At 65.0% G+C, this 14,570-nt stretch carries 11 protein-coding genes; 6 read left to right on the top strand and 5 right to left on the bottom strand.

The features are described from left to right. The first annotated feature begins 87 nt into the window (after positions 1–87). The 3 genes from N4G42_RS13460 (at position 88) to N4G42_RS13450 (ending at position 1,435) form a co-directional block, all read left to right on the top strand. Positions 88–894 (top strand): Gp49 family protein, encoded by an 807-nt coding sequence (locus N4G42_RS13460; protein ID WP_260667504.1) that lies wholly within the window; start codon positions 88–90, stop codon positions 892–894. After that, on the top strand, positions 891–1,079 hold the full coding sequence (locus tag N4G42_RS13455; RefSeq protein WP_260667503.1) for a hypothetical protein: 189 nt from the start codon (positions 891–893) through the stop codon (positions 1,077–1,079). Before N4G42_RS13460 ends, N4G42_RS13455 begins: the two co-directional genes overlap by 4 nt. Positions 1,080–1,159: 80 nt before the next feature. Then, a complete protein-coding gene (locus N4G42_RS13450; protein ID WP_260667502.1) occupies positions 1,160–1,435 on the top strand; it encodes a hypothetical protein in 276 nt (91 codons plus the stop codon). Between the two features lie 332 nt (positions 1,436–1,767). Here N4G42_RS13450 and N4G42_RS13445 read toward each other — a convergent pair whose 3' ends face one another. Next, positions 1,768–2,091, bottom strand: a complete 324-nt coding sequence (locus N4G42_RS13445) for a hypothetical protein (protein WP_260667501.1) — start codon at positions 2,089–2,091, stop codon at positions 1,768–1,770. 375 nt (positions 2,092–2,466) lie between these two features. Between N4G42_RS13445 and ybaL the strand changes: the two genes are divergently transcribed. Beyond that, a complete protein-coding gene (gene ybaL, locus N4G42_RS13440; protein WP_260667500.1) occupies positions 2,467–4,206 on the top strand; it encodes a YbaL family putative K(+) efflux transporter in 1,740 nt (579 codons plus the stop codon). Positions 4,207–4,397: 191 nt separating this feature from the next. On the opposite strand, the gene N4G42_RS13435 is transcribed toward ybaL, so the two are convergent. From N4G42_RS13435 to N4G42_RS13420, 4 genes are all read right to left on the bottom strand, one after another. Continuing rightward, positions 4,398–6,272 carry a M14 family metallopeptidase gene (locus N4G42_RS13435; RefSeq protein ID WP_260667499.1) on the bottom strand — a complete coding sequence of 625 codons (1,875 nt, stop codon included), beginning with the start codon at positions 6,270–6,272 and terminating at the stop codon, positions 4,398–4,400. Between the two features lie 138 nt (positions 6,273–6,410). Next, a complete protein-coding gene (locus N4G42_RS13430) occupies positions 6,411–7,499 on the bottom strand; it encodes an endonuclease/exonuclease/phosphatase family protein (protein ID WP_260667497.1) in 1,089 nt (362 codons plus the stop codon). A gap of 46 nt (positions 7,500–7,545) precedes the next feature. Further along, the gene (locus N4G42_RS13425; RefSeq protein WP_260667496.1) at positions 7,546–8,250 is read right to left on the bottom strand and encodes a nucleoside-diphosphate sugar epimerase; all 705 of its coding nucleotides are present in this window, start codon (positions 8,248–8,250) and stop codon (positions 7,546–7,548) included. Beyond that, positions 8,162–9,955, bottom strand: coding sequence for a DEAD/DEAH box helicase (locus N4G42_RS13420; protein ID WP_260667495.1), 1,794 nt, complete (start codon positions 9,953–9,955; stop codon positions 8,162–8,164). Before N4G42_RS13420 ends, N4G42_RS13425 begins: the two co-directional genes overlap by 89 nt. A gap of 298 nt (positions 9,956–10,253) precedes the next feature. Between N4G42_RS13420 and ettA the strand changes: the two genes are divergently transcribed. Then, entirely contained in the window at positions 10,254–11,915 is a 1,662-nt protein-coding gene (gene ettA / locus N4G42_RS13415; protein ID WP_056064117.1) for an energy-dependent translational throttle protein EttA, read from the top strand. A gap of 59 nt (positions 11,916–11,974) precedes the next feature. Continuing rightward, a complete protein-coding gene (locus N4G42_RS13410) occupies positions 11,975–14,503 on the top strand; it encodes a DUF1631 domain-containing protein (protein WP_260667494.1) in 2,529 nt (842 codons plus the stop codon). The last annotated feature ends 67 nt before the right edge of the window (positions 14,504–14,570 follow it).

The following is a 14,570-nucleotide window of genomic DNA, read 5'->3' as shown; positions in this document are numbered from 1 at the left end:
CGGCGCGGCGGATGTTGCCACCTCACTGCAAAAACACCCTGAGCCCACCGCCCCGGCCGGATGCCGGGCCAACTCCCTGAGAACACCATGACCTCTACTGTCATCAAGCCCACCGTGGGCCGCAAGGTTTGGTATCGCCCAAGCAAGTACGACCAGCAAGGCCCCGTACCCATGCAGTGCGCCGTTGGCCAGCCACTGGACGCCACTGTTATTGCCGTGCACGGCGACCGCTGCGTGAACGTGCTCGTCACCGACATGGTGGGCCGTCAGTTCCCCGTGCTGTCGGTCACTTTGGTGCACGACGGTGAAAACCCGCCCGCTGATGGCGAAGGCGTACCGTTTGGCCGCTATGTGGAATGGATGCCCTACCAGAAGGGCCAAGCCGCCAAGGATGCATCCAGCGCACTCCCGTTGGTGGACCCCGGCCCCGACTCCCTGGAGCGCGAGATCCAGGCCAAGGCCGACAAGGGCCCGCGCGTGACGCCCGCCGATGTTCAGGCGGAAATCTCTGCGGAATACAGCTTCACCTTGGACAAAGCCCTTGCCGGCTGCCCGCTGCTCGAAGGCTTGGACCGGGTGACCATCGCTGTTCTGGTTCTCAAGAACGGGACCAAGCTCGTGGGTGTGAACTACGGTGCCATCGACCCCGCACAGCACAGCCCAGAAATGGGTGCAAAAGAGGCGCGGGCCGCTGCGGTCGAGCAAATCTGGCCCCTGCTTGGCTTCCGCCTGCGCGACGAGCTGGCCCGCCCGGTGCTGACTGATGCAGATGCCGCTGCTGATCTGGCCGGCACCCCACGCCCGGACAACCCCACCGCTGAGGCAGCTGACTTCCTGGCCAGCGGGAAAGCCTGCGACCTGTCGGGCGATGCACCCTGCGAGGCCTGCCAGTGATCGCGGGCGCTCTGGCTGCTATCGCGGCCATTTCCATCATCGGCTACGTGGTTGCTATCTCGCTGGGCCGCCAGCCCACCAAGGATTTGCTGACCGTTGCCATGGTGGCCTTGATTGCATCCTGCACCACCGCTGCTCCCGACCGACCGAAGGGCAGTTTGGTGAACGTTGAGGTTAGCCGATAGGCCGTCCAACCCCTGAGATTCCCCGCCACGGCAAGGGGCCCCCGCCGGTAGCCACGGCATCACCCATCTGGAGATCCACCATGTACCGTTCCTCCCGTTTCGTTTCCCTGGTTGCCATGGCCTGCATGGCCGCTGCCTCCGCCATGTCGGCCTCCGTGGACCGTGTGGCTTCCGCCGTGAGCTACGGCATCGACCGCCTGCTCAGTGCATGGGTGGAACCCTTTCAGCTGCAGACCAAGGCCCCGGGCCAGGAGAAACCGCGCGTGGCACTGGTAGCGGCCAAGGCATTCGTGCTGCGTGTGCTCAAGCGACGACCCACGGTGCACCCTTCCTGGCGCATGTGTCCGTCGATTTGACCTGCTGATTCGTCAGCACCAATGGAAAATCCCCGCCGCAGTTATGCGGGCGGGGATTTGTGTTTAGGTGGTGGGCATCGTGTCGTTGCTGGTTGGCGAGGGTGCGTGGTGAACGCATCCAAAATCAGGGCCTGTCCAGAAGTCGCCGCCCTCGCTGTACGAGTACACCAGCATGTCAGCGTCATGCTGGCCAATATCTTCGGCCAACTTCTGGCTTTGGCAAAACCCACCTGCACCCACGTCATCCGACGCGGGAAGAAGTGGGTATTTTTTCCTAGCAGGGCTCCAGTATTTGCACGTTTTGCAGTGGTTCACTGTTTCGTCCTTTGTATTTAGGCCGCAGGCATCTTGTCGTAGTCGGCCAGCGGCATTTCGGTGCCGTCATGGGCCACCAGAACGCCTGCTGTCGTTGCTGATACTTCCACCGGGCGGTCGTTGAACTTGCCCACCTCGGGCGCGTAGCCGGGAATCGAGACACCGCCGTAGAGCTGCGTCAGCCGCAGGTCATCGGCCTGTTTTTGGGTCAGGACCAGCTTCTGCGGCTTCTTGTCTGGGTGCTTGATCCAGTGCGTGCGGAAGGCGTTGGACACCCGGCGGTGCAGTTCTGCCATGCCGGGGTGGTGTGGGGGGAGATCAACGATGTTTTTGGCTGCCATGGCGAGGAATTGTCGGCCCAAAACCGATACGCAACCGCCACCCATGAAACGAAAGAATGCGGCCCAGATAGCTGATTGAACATACAGCTTTGCGTATCAGGAAACGGCCTGCAGGCCTCATAGATGCTGGGTTTGCCGAACAACTTAGAAGGCTATTGCTCTATCCAGTTGAGCTACGGGCAGATGGATATTGGCCGGCTGTGTGGCCGGACGGGCTTGCGGAGTGTCCGCATCTGCGTAACGCAGGACGCTAATCATACCCGCCCTGGCCCCTGCTCTTGGCGCTGCCGCAGGGGCGATTTTGCTGCCGGGATGGTGATGCGGTTATAACCGGGCCATCCCCCTTGACTGCGCCCCTCACTGGAGCATTTGCCCATGCCACACAGCGTCACGCTGATCCACACCATTGCTGCCACCTTGGGCCTGGCGTTGGTGCTGGGCTTTCTGGCCGCCCGTCTGCGGCTGCCAGCATTGGTGGGGTACTTGCTGGCAGGGGTGGCCATCGGCCCGTTCACTCCCGGTTTTGTCGCAGATGCGGCCCTGGCCAGCCAGCTGGCGGAGATCGGTGTGATGCTGCTGATGTTTGGCGTGGGCCTGCATTTTTCGTGGGGCGACCTGCTGGCCGTGCGCAAGATTGCCGTGCCGGGTGCTGTGGTGCAGATGATCGTGGCGACGTCGCTGGGTATGGCGTTGGCCCTTTGGTGGGGCTGGGGCATGGGTGGTGCCCTGGTTTTTGGTCTGGCACTGTCGGTGGCCAGCACGGTGGTGCTGTTGCGTGCGCTGGAGACCCTGGGGATTCTGGACAGCTACACCGGACGCATCGCAGTGGGCTGGCTGGTGGTGGAGGATCTCGCCATGGTGCTGGTACTGGTCCTGCTACCCCCGCTGGGGGGATGGCTGGGAGGCGGCACCGGGGCCGACCTGGATGCTGCGCAGCTCTGGCGCACGCTGGGTTGGACCCTGCTGCAGGTCGGCGCGTTTGTGGTGCTGATGCTGCTGGTCGGGCGCCGGCTGTTTCCCTGGCTGTTATGGCAGGTGGCTCGCACAGGCTCGCGTGAGTTGTTCACGCTGTGCGTGGTGGCCGCAGCGGTGGGCATTGCGTTCGGGTCGGCTGCGCTGTTTGGCGTATCGTTTGCGCTCGGGGCCTTCTTTGCCGGCATGGTGATGCGCGAGTCCGAGTTCAGCCACCGCGCTGCGCATGAGTCGCTGCCTTTGCGCGATGCCTTTGCCGTACTCTTTTTCGTGTCGGTCGGCATGCTCTTCAACCCCGCCGTCTTGTGGGAGCGCCCACTGCAAGTGTTGGCAGTGGTCGCCATCATCATGCTGGGCAAGACGGTGGCCGCTGCGGGCCTGGTGCTGGCGTTCCGTTACCCGCTCAACACAGCGCTCACCGTATCGGCCAGCCTCGCGCAGATAGGTGAGTTCTCGTTCATTCTGGTCGCACTGGGTTCTTCGTTGGGGCTGCTGCCGCCAGAGGGGGCCAGCTTGGTATTGGCGGGGGCCCTGTTCTCCATGGCGCTCAACCCGTTGTTGTTCCATGCCATTGCGCCGTTGCAGGGCTGGCTGCGTGCCCGATCGGCGCTTGCGCGGCGGCTGGAGCAGCGGGATGACCCTTTGGCCGAACTGCCCACCAGCACCGATTCGCGTTACCTCGCGCGGCAGGTGGTTCTGGTGGGGTACGGCCGGGTAGGGCGGCGTGTGGCGGCAACGCTGGCGGCCAACGATATTCCGTTTGTGGTGGCGGAGCAGAACCGGGAGTTGGTGGAATCCTTGCGGGCCGATGGCGTGGCCGCCGTGTTTGGTGACGCGGTGGAGCCTGCCGTGCTGATCCAGGCCCACATTGCGCGGGCCGCCATGCTGGTGGTGGCCACCCCGGACGCGCTGCAGGTGCGCCAGATGATCGAGACGGCGCAGGCCCTGAACCCGGGCATCGACATCGTGGTGCGCAGCCACAATGAGGACGAGGCCCAGCGGCTGGTGCAGGAATGCAGCCATGCCCAGGTGTTCCTGGCAGAAGATGCCTTGGCACAGGCGATGGCACGCCATGTGCTGGAGCGTGCCCGGGACCGCCAGGCCCGCGCCACGCGGCCCGCGCCACTGCATGGATCGGCATGATTTGAAAGAAATCTGCCTGTAGCGCTAGAAGAATATGCCTGGGCAGCTATAAAATTGGTAGCAATAGTGCGTCTGCAGCCACAGTCGCAGCGCAGTATCCGGGCAGCGTCCTCACGGAGCGTCCCACCTGACCCCGCCAAGAACGCAGACCTCAGCCTCGCGCCATGCAGCGACCTGCCGCAAGGCACGGATCAATCTGTTTCTTCAAACACCAGCGATGGCACGGCCATCACGCGGGCGCTTTGGCCCAGGTCCTGGATCAGGTGGTTGGCAAAGTAGCTGTTCTGCGTGTCGGGCTCCAGCGCTGCCACGGCCAGATTGGCACGCGGCTGGTTCAGGGGCACATAGAAGCTGCCAGCAGGTGCATCAATGGCGCTGCGTACGGCAGACACTTGCACACGCACGATGTCGCCACCACCGGCAATGGTGCCGATCACGTCCTGGCGGTTGCCGGTTTCGCGCGCGGTTTCGCGGTAGCTCTCGGCCAGGACAGAACCTGGCTCTGCCACCCGCATGACCTGGATGCCCAGCTGGCGCAGGCGTTCCACTGCACCGCTGGCGTCTGCCGACAGCCAATAGCCGCAGGGCCGCGCACGCACCTTGGTGTTGCGCAGCGTCAGCGATGAGTTCCAGTCCACGCGAATGCTGCGATCGGCGCCGGTCTCGGGGTCCAGAAAATCCAGGTCGCGCTGGGTGGGCGTGGCCTCCGCTTCAATGACCACCTGGTCGCGGCAGGCCAGGGCGCTGACGTCGCGGGCCACGAACGAGCGTACCTGCTCCAGGTTGGCCGCCCGCTCGGCGGTGGTCCGCAGCGCGCTGGTGATGGCGGTGACCTGGGCATGCACGCGGCGCTGGATGTGCATGCGACCAATGCCCACCCCACGGGTCTCGATCAGCAGGCTGACCGTGTTCTTGAGGCCATGGACGTTGCGCCCCGTGTCGGGCTGGGTGCCCCCCATGGAGATGCGCTTGTCCTGCAGGTTGGTCGAGGTGGTGTAGTACCAGTCACTCGTCAGGCCCTGGGCCTTGAGGGCTGCCACCATGGGCTGGTGAAACCATTCCTGCGATGCCTTGGTGAGGAACTCCGGATAGTTGGCAGTGGTGGTGTATTGCAGCAGTGCGTCGTAGCGCTGGATGGCGTTGAACTTCTGCAGATAGCGACCCACCACGGTGTATTCATGGGCGTCCACGACCAGGATGGGGCGGTAGTCGTTGATGACCTGCGCAATGGCGCGGGCCTCGGGCGTGTTGAGCAACAGGTGGTCGCGGTTCAGGTCCACGCCGTTGGCGGTGACGCGGGTGCCCACCTCGGCGCCATCGGGGTTGGCGCGGGGCACCACCACCACGTTGATGCGGTCCAGCAGCGGCTCGAGCAGGCCCTGGGCCAGCTCACGGCTGATGACCAGCAGTGCCTCACTGCCTGCGGGTTCGTCGCCATGCTGCTGGCCGATCAGCACAACGGTGGGGCGGCCGCTCTTGTCCAGGCTGGCAGGGTCTGTGCCTGGGGCACGGGTGAGCAGCAGGCCCTGGATGGGCTCGCCGCGTTGCGAGGTGCCAATCTGCAGCAACTGCGCGCGTGTGCCGCCACGGGGCACGCCGTCGCTCAGCCCGCGCAGCCATTGGCCCAGCTCGGCATTGGTGGTGAAGGCCCTGCGGTCGGCACCCAGGCCGGGTGTGCTGTAGACCACAGAAGGGTTGGGGAACCGCGCGGCCACCGCATCGCCATAGGGCGGCGCCATGGGCGCCTCGTCGCGCACCAAGAGCGGCGCGGACGGGGGCAGGGGGCTGGCCACCACGGCAGCCCGTTGTGGCGGCAGCTGCGAGGGCGTCTGCTGTCCCAGCGGTGCGGGTACCACCGTACCTTGTTGTACGCGCGGCAGTGGCGCGGGGGCGCTGCGCTGCTGGGCAGTGGGGGGGGATGGCCAAGGGGGCAGCGGGGTGCTGCCGCAGGCTGTCAGCAGCAGTGCTGCCAGCGTGGCCGGGGCGGCCCAGCGCGCAATCCGTGGTTCAGGACGGGAAAGCGGGGCGGTATCGGCGCTGCGGCGCAGGAAATTGTGCTGGGTCATGGTGTGGGCTGCCAGAGAGAGCCCCTGGTGTGGGGCGAGTGGGGCGCTTTGTACGTGGATGTTACCTGCGCGCACCCGCCTCTCCTTGTCAGCGTACATCCCGTTGCAAACCCGTGGCGCCGTGGGCTGCCGCAGTGATCAGCGAGGGGTGTCGCTGGGTGCGGTGGCGTCGGTGGGCGGCGGCGAGACGCTCTGGGCCAGAGGAGAACTGGGTAGTTTCAGGCGCAGCAAGGCGCGCACAAAGCCGTGGTCTGAGCGCGTGCGGTCGCGTCCCTCATGCAGGTGGTCGTTGAAATAATCCACCCGGCGCACATCGCCCACTCTGTTGCGCCCATTGGGCAGGAACTCCTCGCTGACCAGGATCTGGTCCAGCACATAGGGCGCGCCCTGGTGGATGTGGGAGTAGGCCACGTCCTTTTTCAAGGCGAAATCTCCCTGCAGGTCGTACGCATTGAACAGGGCCACATCACGGGCTGACCGGTCGTAGGCGATGTCGGTGGTGGCGCAGATCAGTTGCGTGGTCACGCTGTCGGGGGTGTCGTTGAAGTCGCCCAGCACCACCAGGGGCACGCTGGTGCGGTGCAACAAGTCAATCACCAAGCACCGCAGCGCCATGGCCTCGGCGCCGCGCATGATCAGCGAGCGCAGCGATGCCAGTGCGACCACCTTGCGGTCGTCCCGGTCCTCCGTAGGCTGGCCCAATGCGTCCTGCAGAAATTTGGGGCGCTTGGATTTGAGGTGCGCGGTAAGGACGTTGAGGGTTTGGCCATGCTTCATCCGCAACGTGGCCACGAGGGGTGGGCGCTCGAAGCGCGTGTGTTGGCCAATGCCAGGCACATCCACCTGAAAGCCCGGCGGGAAGTCGGCAAAGGACTGCAATGCCTCGACCTTGAGCCGCGTGGCCAGGCCCACACGGGGCGTTCCCTGTGCGCCCTGTTGGGTGTCGTTGTTCTCTGCCCCTGGCACGGCGACAAAGTCGTAGCGCAAGCCACCCCGACCCAGCGCCCCTTTGAAGGCCGCGTCGTCCCAGACCTCCTGCACCGCTAGTACATCGGCGTTCAGTGCCCGAAAGCGCTCGCCCAGCCAGGTGATCTTGCGTTCAAACTCGGTCTGGCTGTAGGGGTCCTGGTTCTCGTAGAACAGGCGTCCCGGATTGGCCAGGTTGAGCACATTGCAAGTGGCCACCATGAGGGTGTCCAGCGGTTGGGGAAGTTCGTTGGGGCGCATGAAGGGCGTACAGCGTAGGCGGGGTCACGACGGCTGCACCCCTGTATCAACTGGCCTGCAGCGCGCGGCCGGACAGCACTTGCAGCCCGGGTCGGCCCAACTGTACGGCACGGACGAGCGCACGGGCCACCTCCGCCCCGGGGCGGGCACGGTAGTTGGCGGGCAGGACCGGGTTCAGCCACTGAAACAGTTTGAGCGACAGGGACTCTGCGGGCCGGTGGGCCTGTTGCAGCGCCCGGCGTTCGCCCATCAGCAGGGATGGGCGTGCGATGACCAGCGTCTCAAAACCCAGCTGCTGAAGGTCGCGCTCGACCTCGCCTTTGACGCGGTTGTAAAAAATGCGCGACTGCGCATTGGCCCCCAAGGCGGTGACCACGCCACAGCGGGTGGCGCCCGCCGCGCGCGCTGCGCGGGCCGTGGCCATCACGGCGTCATAGTCCACCGCACGGAACGCGCTCTGGCTGCCGGCTGCAGCCATGGTGGTGCCCAGGGTGATGTAAACATCATCGACGTGCGGCAAGGCGGGCATCGCCGCAAAATCCACCGCGTGCAGTTGCAGGCGGGGATGGTTCAGTGCTGGCGCACGCCGCCCTTTGGCGTGCAGCACATGGATGCTGGCGCCCGCTGCGTCCGTGGCGTTGGCAGGGGGCGCTTTGCGCGTCTCAGCGGTTAAAAGAGCCGCGAGGACCGCCTGGCCCACGAGGCCCGTTGCCCCGGCCACCACCGCCACCCGTGCCTGATCCGCCACCATAGCCGCCACCTCCAGAGTTGCGATACCCACCACCACCGCCGCCGCCACGGCGGCCGCGTTCAGCCATGCTGTCCACGCTGGTGCGCATGGGGTCGGGCTGACCGCCCGCACCGTGGCCCGAGCTGCGATGGCCTGGGTTGCTGTGACCCAGGTGTGTGCCCAGGTGCGCATTGGCGCGGGGGGGTTGTGCGTCATCGTAGCGATGACCACCGCCGCCTTCGGGGCGTGGGCCTCGGCTGCGCGCAGGTGCCTGGGCGGCGCCGTCACGGGCACCACCCCGGCCACCACCCTGGCCTCCGCGGCCGCCGCCGGCTGGACCCTGGGCGTTGCGTGGAGCCCCGCCGCCGGAACGGCCACCACTGCCACCACCGTTGCCTGCACGGGGGCCGCGCTCCCCACCTTGGCCGCCGCCCTGGCCTGCCTTGTTGGTGCGGATGCGCTCCATCATTTCGCTGCGGGCGGCCTTGGCGGCTGCCTGCATCACATCACGGCTCGGGGGCTTGCCTGCGCCGCCCCAGATGGTCTGGCGGCCCATGGCGATGGGTTCCGCCTTCTCTCCGGGTTCTGGGCCAAAACCTTCGATCACCTGGACAGGAATCTGCTGCTTGGTAAAGCGCTCGATGTCCATCATGAAACCTTCTTCGTCCATGCAGACCAGGCTCACGGCTTCGCCCGTAGCGCCTGCGCGGCCCGTACGGCCGATGCGGTGCACGTAGTCTTCGGAGACGTTGGGGATTTCGTAGTTGACGACGTGCGGCAGGTCATCGATGTCGATGCCACGTGCGGCGATGTCGGTGGCCACCAGGGCACGGATCTCGCCACTCTTGAAGCCCGCCAACGCCTGCGTACGGGCACTCTGGCTCTTGTTGCCGTGCAAGGCCATGGCCTGCACACCGTTCTTGGTCAGGAACTCGGCCACGTTGTTGGCGCCGAACTTGGTGCGCGTGAACACCAGCACCTGGCTCCAGTTGTGTTGCTGGATGATGTGCAGCAGCACCTGCTTTTTCTTGCCGCGGCCCACGGGGTGGATCACTTGCGAAATACGCTGCACCGTGGTGTTGCGCGGGGTGACCTGGATGCTTTGCGGGTTCTTGAGCAGGGTGTTGGCCAGCTCGCGGATCTCGTCGCTGAAGGTGGCCGAGAACAGCAGGCTTTGCTTGTCCTTGGGCACCAGAGCCAGCACCTTCTTCACGTCGTGGATGAAGCCCATGTCGAGCATGCGGTCGGCTTCGTCAAGCACCAGCACCTGCACGGTGGACAGGTCCAGGAAGCCCTGTTGCTGCAGGTCCAGCAGACGGCCGGGGGTGGCCACCAGGATGTCCACGCCGCGCTTGATGCGGTCGATCTGTGGGTTCATGCCCACACCACCGAAGACCACGGTGGAGTTGATGTCCAGGTACTTGCCGTATTCGCGCACCGATTCTTCGACCTGGGCCGCGAGCTCACGGGTAGGGGTCAGCACCAGGGCGCGGATGCCCTTGCCGCCAAACTTGTTCTTGGGGGCCGTGCCTTGCGAGAGGCGGTGCAGCATGGGCAGGGTGAACGCAGCGGTCTTGCCGGTGCCAGTCTGCGCGCCGGCCAGAAGGTCGTGGCCTTCCAGAACGGCGGGAATGGCCTGGGCCTGAATGGGCGTGGGGGTTTCATAGCCCGTTTCGTGCACGGCCTTCAGGATGGCAGGAGCCAGGTTCAGTTCGTCAAATGTCATGTCGTTGGATGCGCCCGTCCGGGGCGCTGGGTATCCGCCTGTCGTGCAACCGGGAGGTTGCTGAGCCAGTCTCAGGCTGATGAGGTTCAGGATTGGGAGCCCGGAAGCGTGGCTTCCTTCGTCCCCAGCAGTGTGCTGATGTGGCGGGCAACTGGAGCCCACAACGGGGGTATTGTCGCATGGACCGATAATCTAGGGTTTGAGAGCGCGTTCGGCGTCTTTTTGGAATGCTCCAAATGGCCCTATGAACCTGCTCGGATGCAGACTTCCTGCCCACTTTCGCAAGCTAGAACCCTCCATGGCCCAATACGTTTATTCGATGAATCGCGTCTCCAAGACCGTGCCGCCCAAGCGGCAGATCTTGAAGGACATCTCCCTGAGCTTTTTCCCGGGCGCCAAGATTGGTGTGCTGGGTCTGAACGGCTCGGGCAAATCCACGCTGCTCAAGATCATGGCCGGCGTAGATAAGGAAATCGAAGGCGAAGCCATTCCGATGCCGGGCATCAAGATCGGCTATCTGCCCCAGGAGCCTCAGCTCAACTCGGAGCACACAGTCCGCGAAAGCGTGGAAGAGGCCATGGGCGAGGTGTTTGCCGCCAAGGCCAAGCTGGAAGAGGTGTACGCCGCCTACGCCGAGGCCGATGCAGACTTTGACGCACTGGCCGCTGAACAGGCTCGCCTGGAAGCCATCATTGCGACGGCGGGGACGGACTCCGAGCACCAGCTCGAAATCGCTGCCGATGCCCTGCGCCTGCCTCCTTGGGACGCCAAGGTTGGGCTGTTGTCTGGTGGCGAAAAGCGCCGCATTGCGCTGTGCCGCCTGCTGTTGTCCAAGCCTGACATGCTGCTGCTCGACGAACCCACCAACCACTTGGATGCTGAATCGGTGGACTGGCTGGAGCAGTTCCTGCACCGCTTTCCGGGCACCGTGGTGGCCATCACCCACGATCGCTACTTCCTCGATAACGCCGCGGAGTGGATTTTGGAACTGGACCGCGGCTACGGTCACCCCTACAAGGGCAACTACAGCACCTGGCTGGACCAGAAGCAGGCCCGTCTGGAATCTGAAAACAAGGGTGAGGAGGCACGCGCCAAGGCCCTGAAGAAGGAACTGGAATGGGTGCGCCAGAACGCCAAGGGCCGTCAGGCCAAGAGCAAGGCGCGTATCGCCCGTTTCGAGGAACTGAGCGACTACGAATACCAAAAGCGCAACGAAACGCAGGAAATCTTCATTCCTGTGGCCGAGCGTCTGGGCACCCAGGTCATTGAGTTCCACAACGTCACCAAGTCTTTCGGCGACCGTGTGCTCATCGACAACCTGTCCATGACCATCCCAGCGGGTGCCATCGTGGGCATCATCGGTCCGAACGGTGCCGGTAAATCGACCCTGTTCAAGCTCATCGCGGGCCGCGAGCAGCCGGATAGCGGTGAGGTGGTGATCGGCTCGACCGTGAAGATGGCCTTTGTGGACCAGCACCGCGATGCCCTGTCGGACGACAAGACCGTGTGGGAAGACATCTCCGGCGGCCTGGACATGATCAACATCGGCAAGTTCACCATGGCCAGCCGTGCTTACGCAGGGCGCTTCAACTTCAACGGTGGCGACCAGCAAAAGAAGGTGGGCATGCTGTCGGGCGGTGAGCGTGGCCGTCTGCACTTGGCCAAGACACTGATTGCTGGCGGCAACGTGCTGCTGCTGGACGAGCCTTCGAACGACCTGGACGTGGAAACCCTGCGCGCGCTGGAAGACGCTTTGCTCGAATACGCGGGCACAGTGTTGGTTATCAGCCACGATCGCTGGTTCCTGGACCGGATCGCCACGCACATTCTGGCCGCCGAAGGTGACAGCCAGTGGACGTTCTTTGACGGCAATTACCAGGAGTACGAGGCCGACAAGAAGAAGCGGCTGGGTGAAGAAGGTGCAAAGCCCAAGCGGATGCGTTTCAAGGCCCTCAAATAAAGGCCGAGGTCAAGTAGGATTGCATCTGGAAACCTCTTGTCCGATTCCTCCCTCCCACCATGTCCCTGCCCGCATCGCGTCTGAGAGCCGTTTTCCGCGCCTGCGTTGTCAACGCCGTTCGCGGTGGCGAGGCCTTGATGGGGCAGCTCGTCAAGGTCACCCAAAGTGCCTTGACCAGCGAGGAGTCGGCCAGCCGCAACATCCAGCAGCGCAATTTGTTCAGTGATGCACTGCGGCTGCTCAACGAGCACGAGGCTGCGCTGGTCAAGGGCTATCCCATGGCCTTGCTGGAAATATTTGCCGAAGGCCCTGCGGTCGCCAAGGGGCGCAGTTCGGCCGACGACACCGGCATGGACTTTGGCGAGCTTTCGCTCATGGACGAAAGCGAGATGCAGGCCCAGGTGGAACTGTCCAAGGCCCAGCAGTCTGCGCTGCATGCGACCGACGCCGTACTGGCCGAACTCAACACCCTGGTGAGCGCTGCGCAAGGTTTGCGCAGCGTGCAACCCGAGCGCAACCCTCTGCGGCCCGAGAGCTACATCCGTGCATTGCAGCAGGTGGTGGGTGAGACCGGCGTCTCGGCCGAGGTACGGCAGCTGTGGATGCAGCACATGCGCGACCTGCTCGGGAAGCTGCTGGCCGAAGAATACAAAAAAACCGCCCAGAGCTTGCGTGAGCATGGCGTACAGCCGGTGGGCTACGCAGTGCTGGGCACGCCTGCGGGCGGCGGTCGCGGCCAAGGCACCGGTTACGGTGGGTCTGGCTATGGCGGGCCCGGTACGGGTTACGGGGGCGGTTATTCCGGGTACGGCCCCTCAATGAACGCGCCCATGGGGGACTATGGCAACACAGGTTATGGGCGTGGTATGGGCCCCAGCACAGGCTGGAGCGGCGACTCCCAGCAGGGTGCCATGGTGCCCGTGCCCGTGGACGCTGCCGAAGAGGCATTGCTCACGGTCGGCATCCTGCGCCAGATGTTGGCGGGCGGTGATCCATTTGCCCCTCCTCCGGTCTACGGCGCCGTGCCCGCACAGGCGGTGGTCATGCCCAGCGGCGCGGGTCAGCCGGGCTGGGTGGACCCCCGCGCGGGAGCCGCCAGCGCTCAGTCATCGTTGGCCGGGGGCTACTACCCGTCGGGTGCGGCCGCTGAAGCGATTGAAGACATGGCGCAGCTGGAGCGCCTGGTGGGCCGTCTTGCCGGTGGGGGCACGGTCAGCCAGGCGGGCTCTTTGCCCGTGCCTCTCGCAGGCTGGCGTGGGCCTGGCGTTGCGCCGGTGGTCTATGCAGCCATGCCCATGGAGGCTGCTACCCAGTCCACCGCCATGGCGGTGGAGGTGGTGGGGCGCATGATGGCCAACATCTCCCAGGACGCCCGTTTGCTGCCCCCTGTGCAGCAGGCCGTCAAGAGCCTGGAGCCTGCGCTCAAGCAATTGGTGCACCACGACGGCCGGTTTTTTACCGACAGCAGCCACCCTGCGCGCCGCCTGCTTGATGAGCTTACGCAGCGCAGCTTGGCATTCACCGCCGAGACAGAGCCTGGCTTCAGCCGCTTCATGCGACTGGTGACCGAGGCTGTGGGCCACCTGTCTGCCCATGAGGTCAAGGACGCGGGGCCGTTCGACACCGTGCTCAAAGCGCTGCAGTCTGCCTGGGACACCCAGGAGCAAAAGATCAAGGCCCAGCAGGAGGCCGAGCAGAAAGCCAAATTGCAGGCGGAGCAGCGCGAACTGCTGGCCGAGAAGATCGCAGCCGATATCCGCAAGCTGCCGGATGTGGACAAGGTGCCGTCGGACGTGCTGGATTTTGCGGCGGGCCCCTGGGCTGACGTGGTGGCGCTGGCGCAGGTGATGCGCAGTGACGATAGCCAGGAAGATGACCCCAGCGGTTACCTGGCGCTGGTTCCCGTGTTGCTGTGGACTGCGCAGCCTGACCTCACGCGCCAGGAGACGGACCGGCTCAACGAAGCCATCCCCGGCCTGCTGGCCAAGCTGCGCAAGGGCCTCAAGACCATCAACTACCCTGCGGTGCAGACCAGCGCATTCTTGCAGCGGCTCGTGGCGTTGCACCAGGCCGCTTTTGAAAAACCGGCTCCTGCCCCAGTGTCCGCCCCTGCGGGAGAGCCCGAAGTGGCCCCGGAGGCGACAGAGCCGTCCGAATCGGCAGAGGCGTCCGCTCCTGCACCGCAGGACAGTGCCCAGGCGCCGCTGGACACCCCGGACCCTTACGCTGATTTTGTCATCGGGGCCTGGGTGGAGCTGGTGACCAATGGCCGGGTGGTGCGCACCCAGCTGACCTGGGCCAGCCCGCATGGCACCCTGTTTTTGTTCACTGCGCCGGATGCCAGCACCCAGTCCATGACCCGCCGCATGCGCGACAAGCTGGCGGCCGAAGGCTCGCTGCGCGTGGTGCCGGCCCAGCCGCCCAAGCCCGCCAAGCCTGCGGTCCGCGCTTCGGGCTCTACGGAAACGGGCGGGGTAGATCGCAAGTCGTCCGAGGGCCGTACGGGCTTCGGCTCCAAAATGGCGCCGCTGTCCAAATCCGCCCCCCTGGCCCCGGCTTCGGGTGCCAAGTCGCCCAAGAATCGCTGATCGCACAGACACGCGCGCTGCGGGTGCCACCTTGAGGCCGCGAGCGGCCTTGTGCAGCTGTAGAGCT

Source organism: Acidovorax sp. K2F, assembly GCF_025246485.1.
Taxonomy (GTDB): Bacteria; Pseudomonadota; Gammaproteobacteria; order Burkholderiales; family Burkholderiaceae_C; genus Acidovorax; species Acidovorax delafieldii.
This window is presented reverse-complemented; position numbering and strand designations above follow the sequence as displayed.

Coding starts and splice junctions, on each gene's coding strand:
- ybaL (WP_260667500.1), top strand. CDS start 2,467: ATGCCACACAGCGTCACGCTGATCCACACCATTGCTGCCACCTTGGGC.
- N4G42_RS13430 (WP_260667497.1), bottom strand. CDS start 7,499: ATGCGCCCCAACGAACTTCCCCAACCGCTGGACACCCTCATGGTGGCC.
- N4G42_RS13420 (WP_260667495.1), bottom strand. CDS start 9,955: ATGACATTTGACGAACTGAACCTGGCTCCTGCCATCCTGAAGGCCGTG.
- N4G42_RS13460 (WP_260667504.1), top strand. CDS start 88: ATGACCTCTACTGTCATCAAGCCCACCGTGGGCCGCAAGGTTTGGTAT.
- N4G42_RS13445 (WP_260667501.1), bottom strand. CDS start 2,091: ATGGCAGCCAAAAACATCGTTGATCTCCCCCCACACCACCCCGGCATG.
- ettA (WP_056064117.1), top strand. CDS start 10,254: ATGGCCCAATACGTTTATTCGATGAATCGCGTCTCCAAGACCGTGCCG.
- N4G42_RS13410 (WP_260667494.1), top strand. CDS start 11,975: ATGTCCCTGCCCGCATCGCGTCTGAGAGCCGTTTTCCGCGCCTGCGTT.
- N4G42_RS13425 (WP_260667496.1), bottom strand. CDS start 8,250: ATGGTGGCGGATCAGGCACGGGTGGCGGTGGTGGCCGGGGCAACGGGC.
- N4G42_RS13435 (WP_260667499.1), bottom strand. CDS start 6,272: ATGACCCAGCACAATTTCCTGCGCCGCAGCGCCGATACCGCCCCGCTT.
- N4G42_RS13450 (WP_260667502.1), top strand. CDS start 1,160: ATGTACCGTTCCTCCCGTTTCGTTTCCCTGGTTGCCATGGCCTGCATG.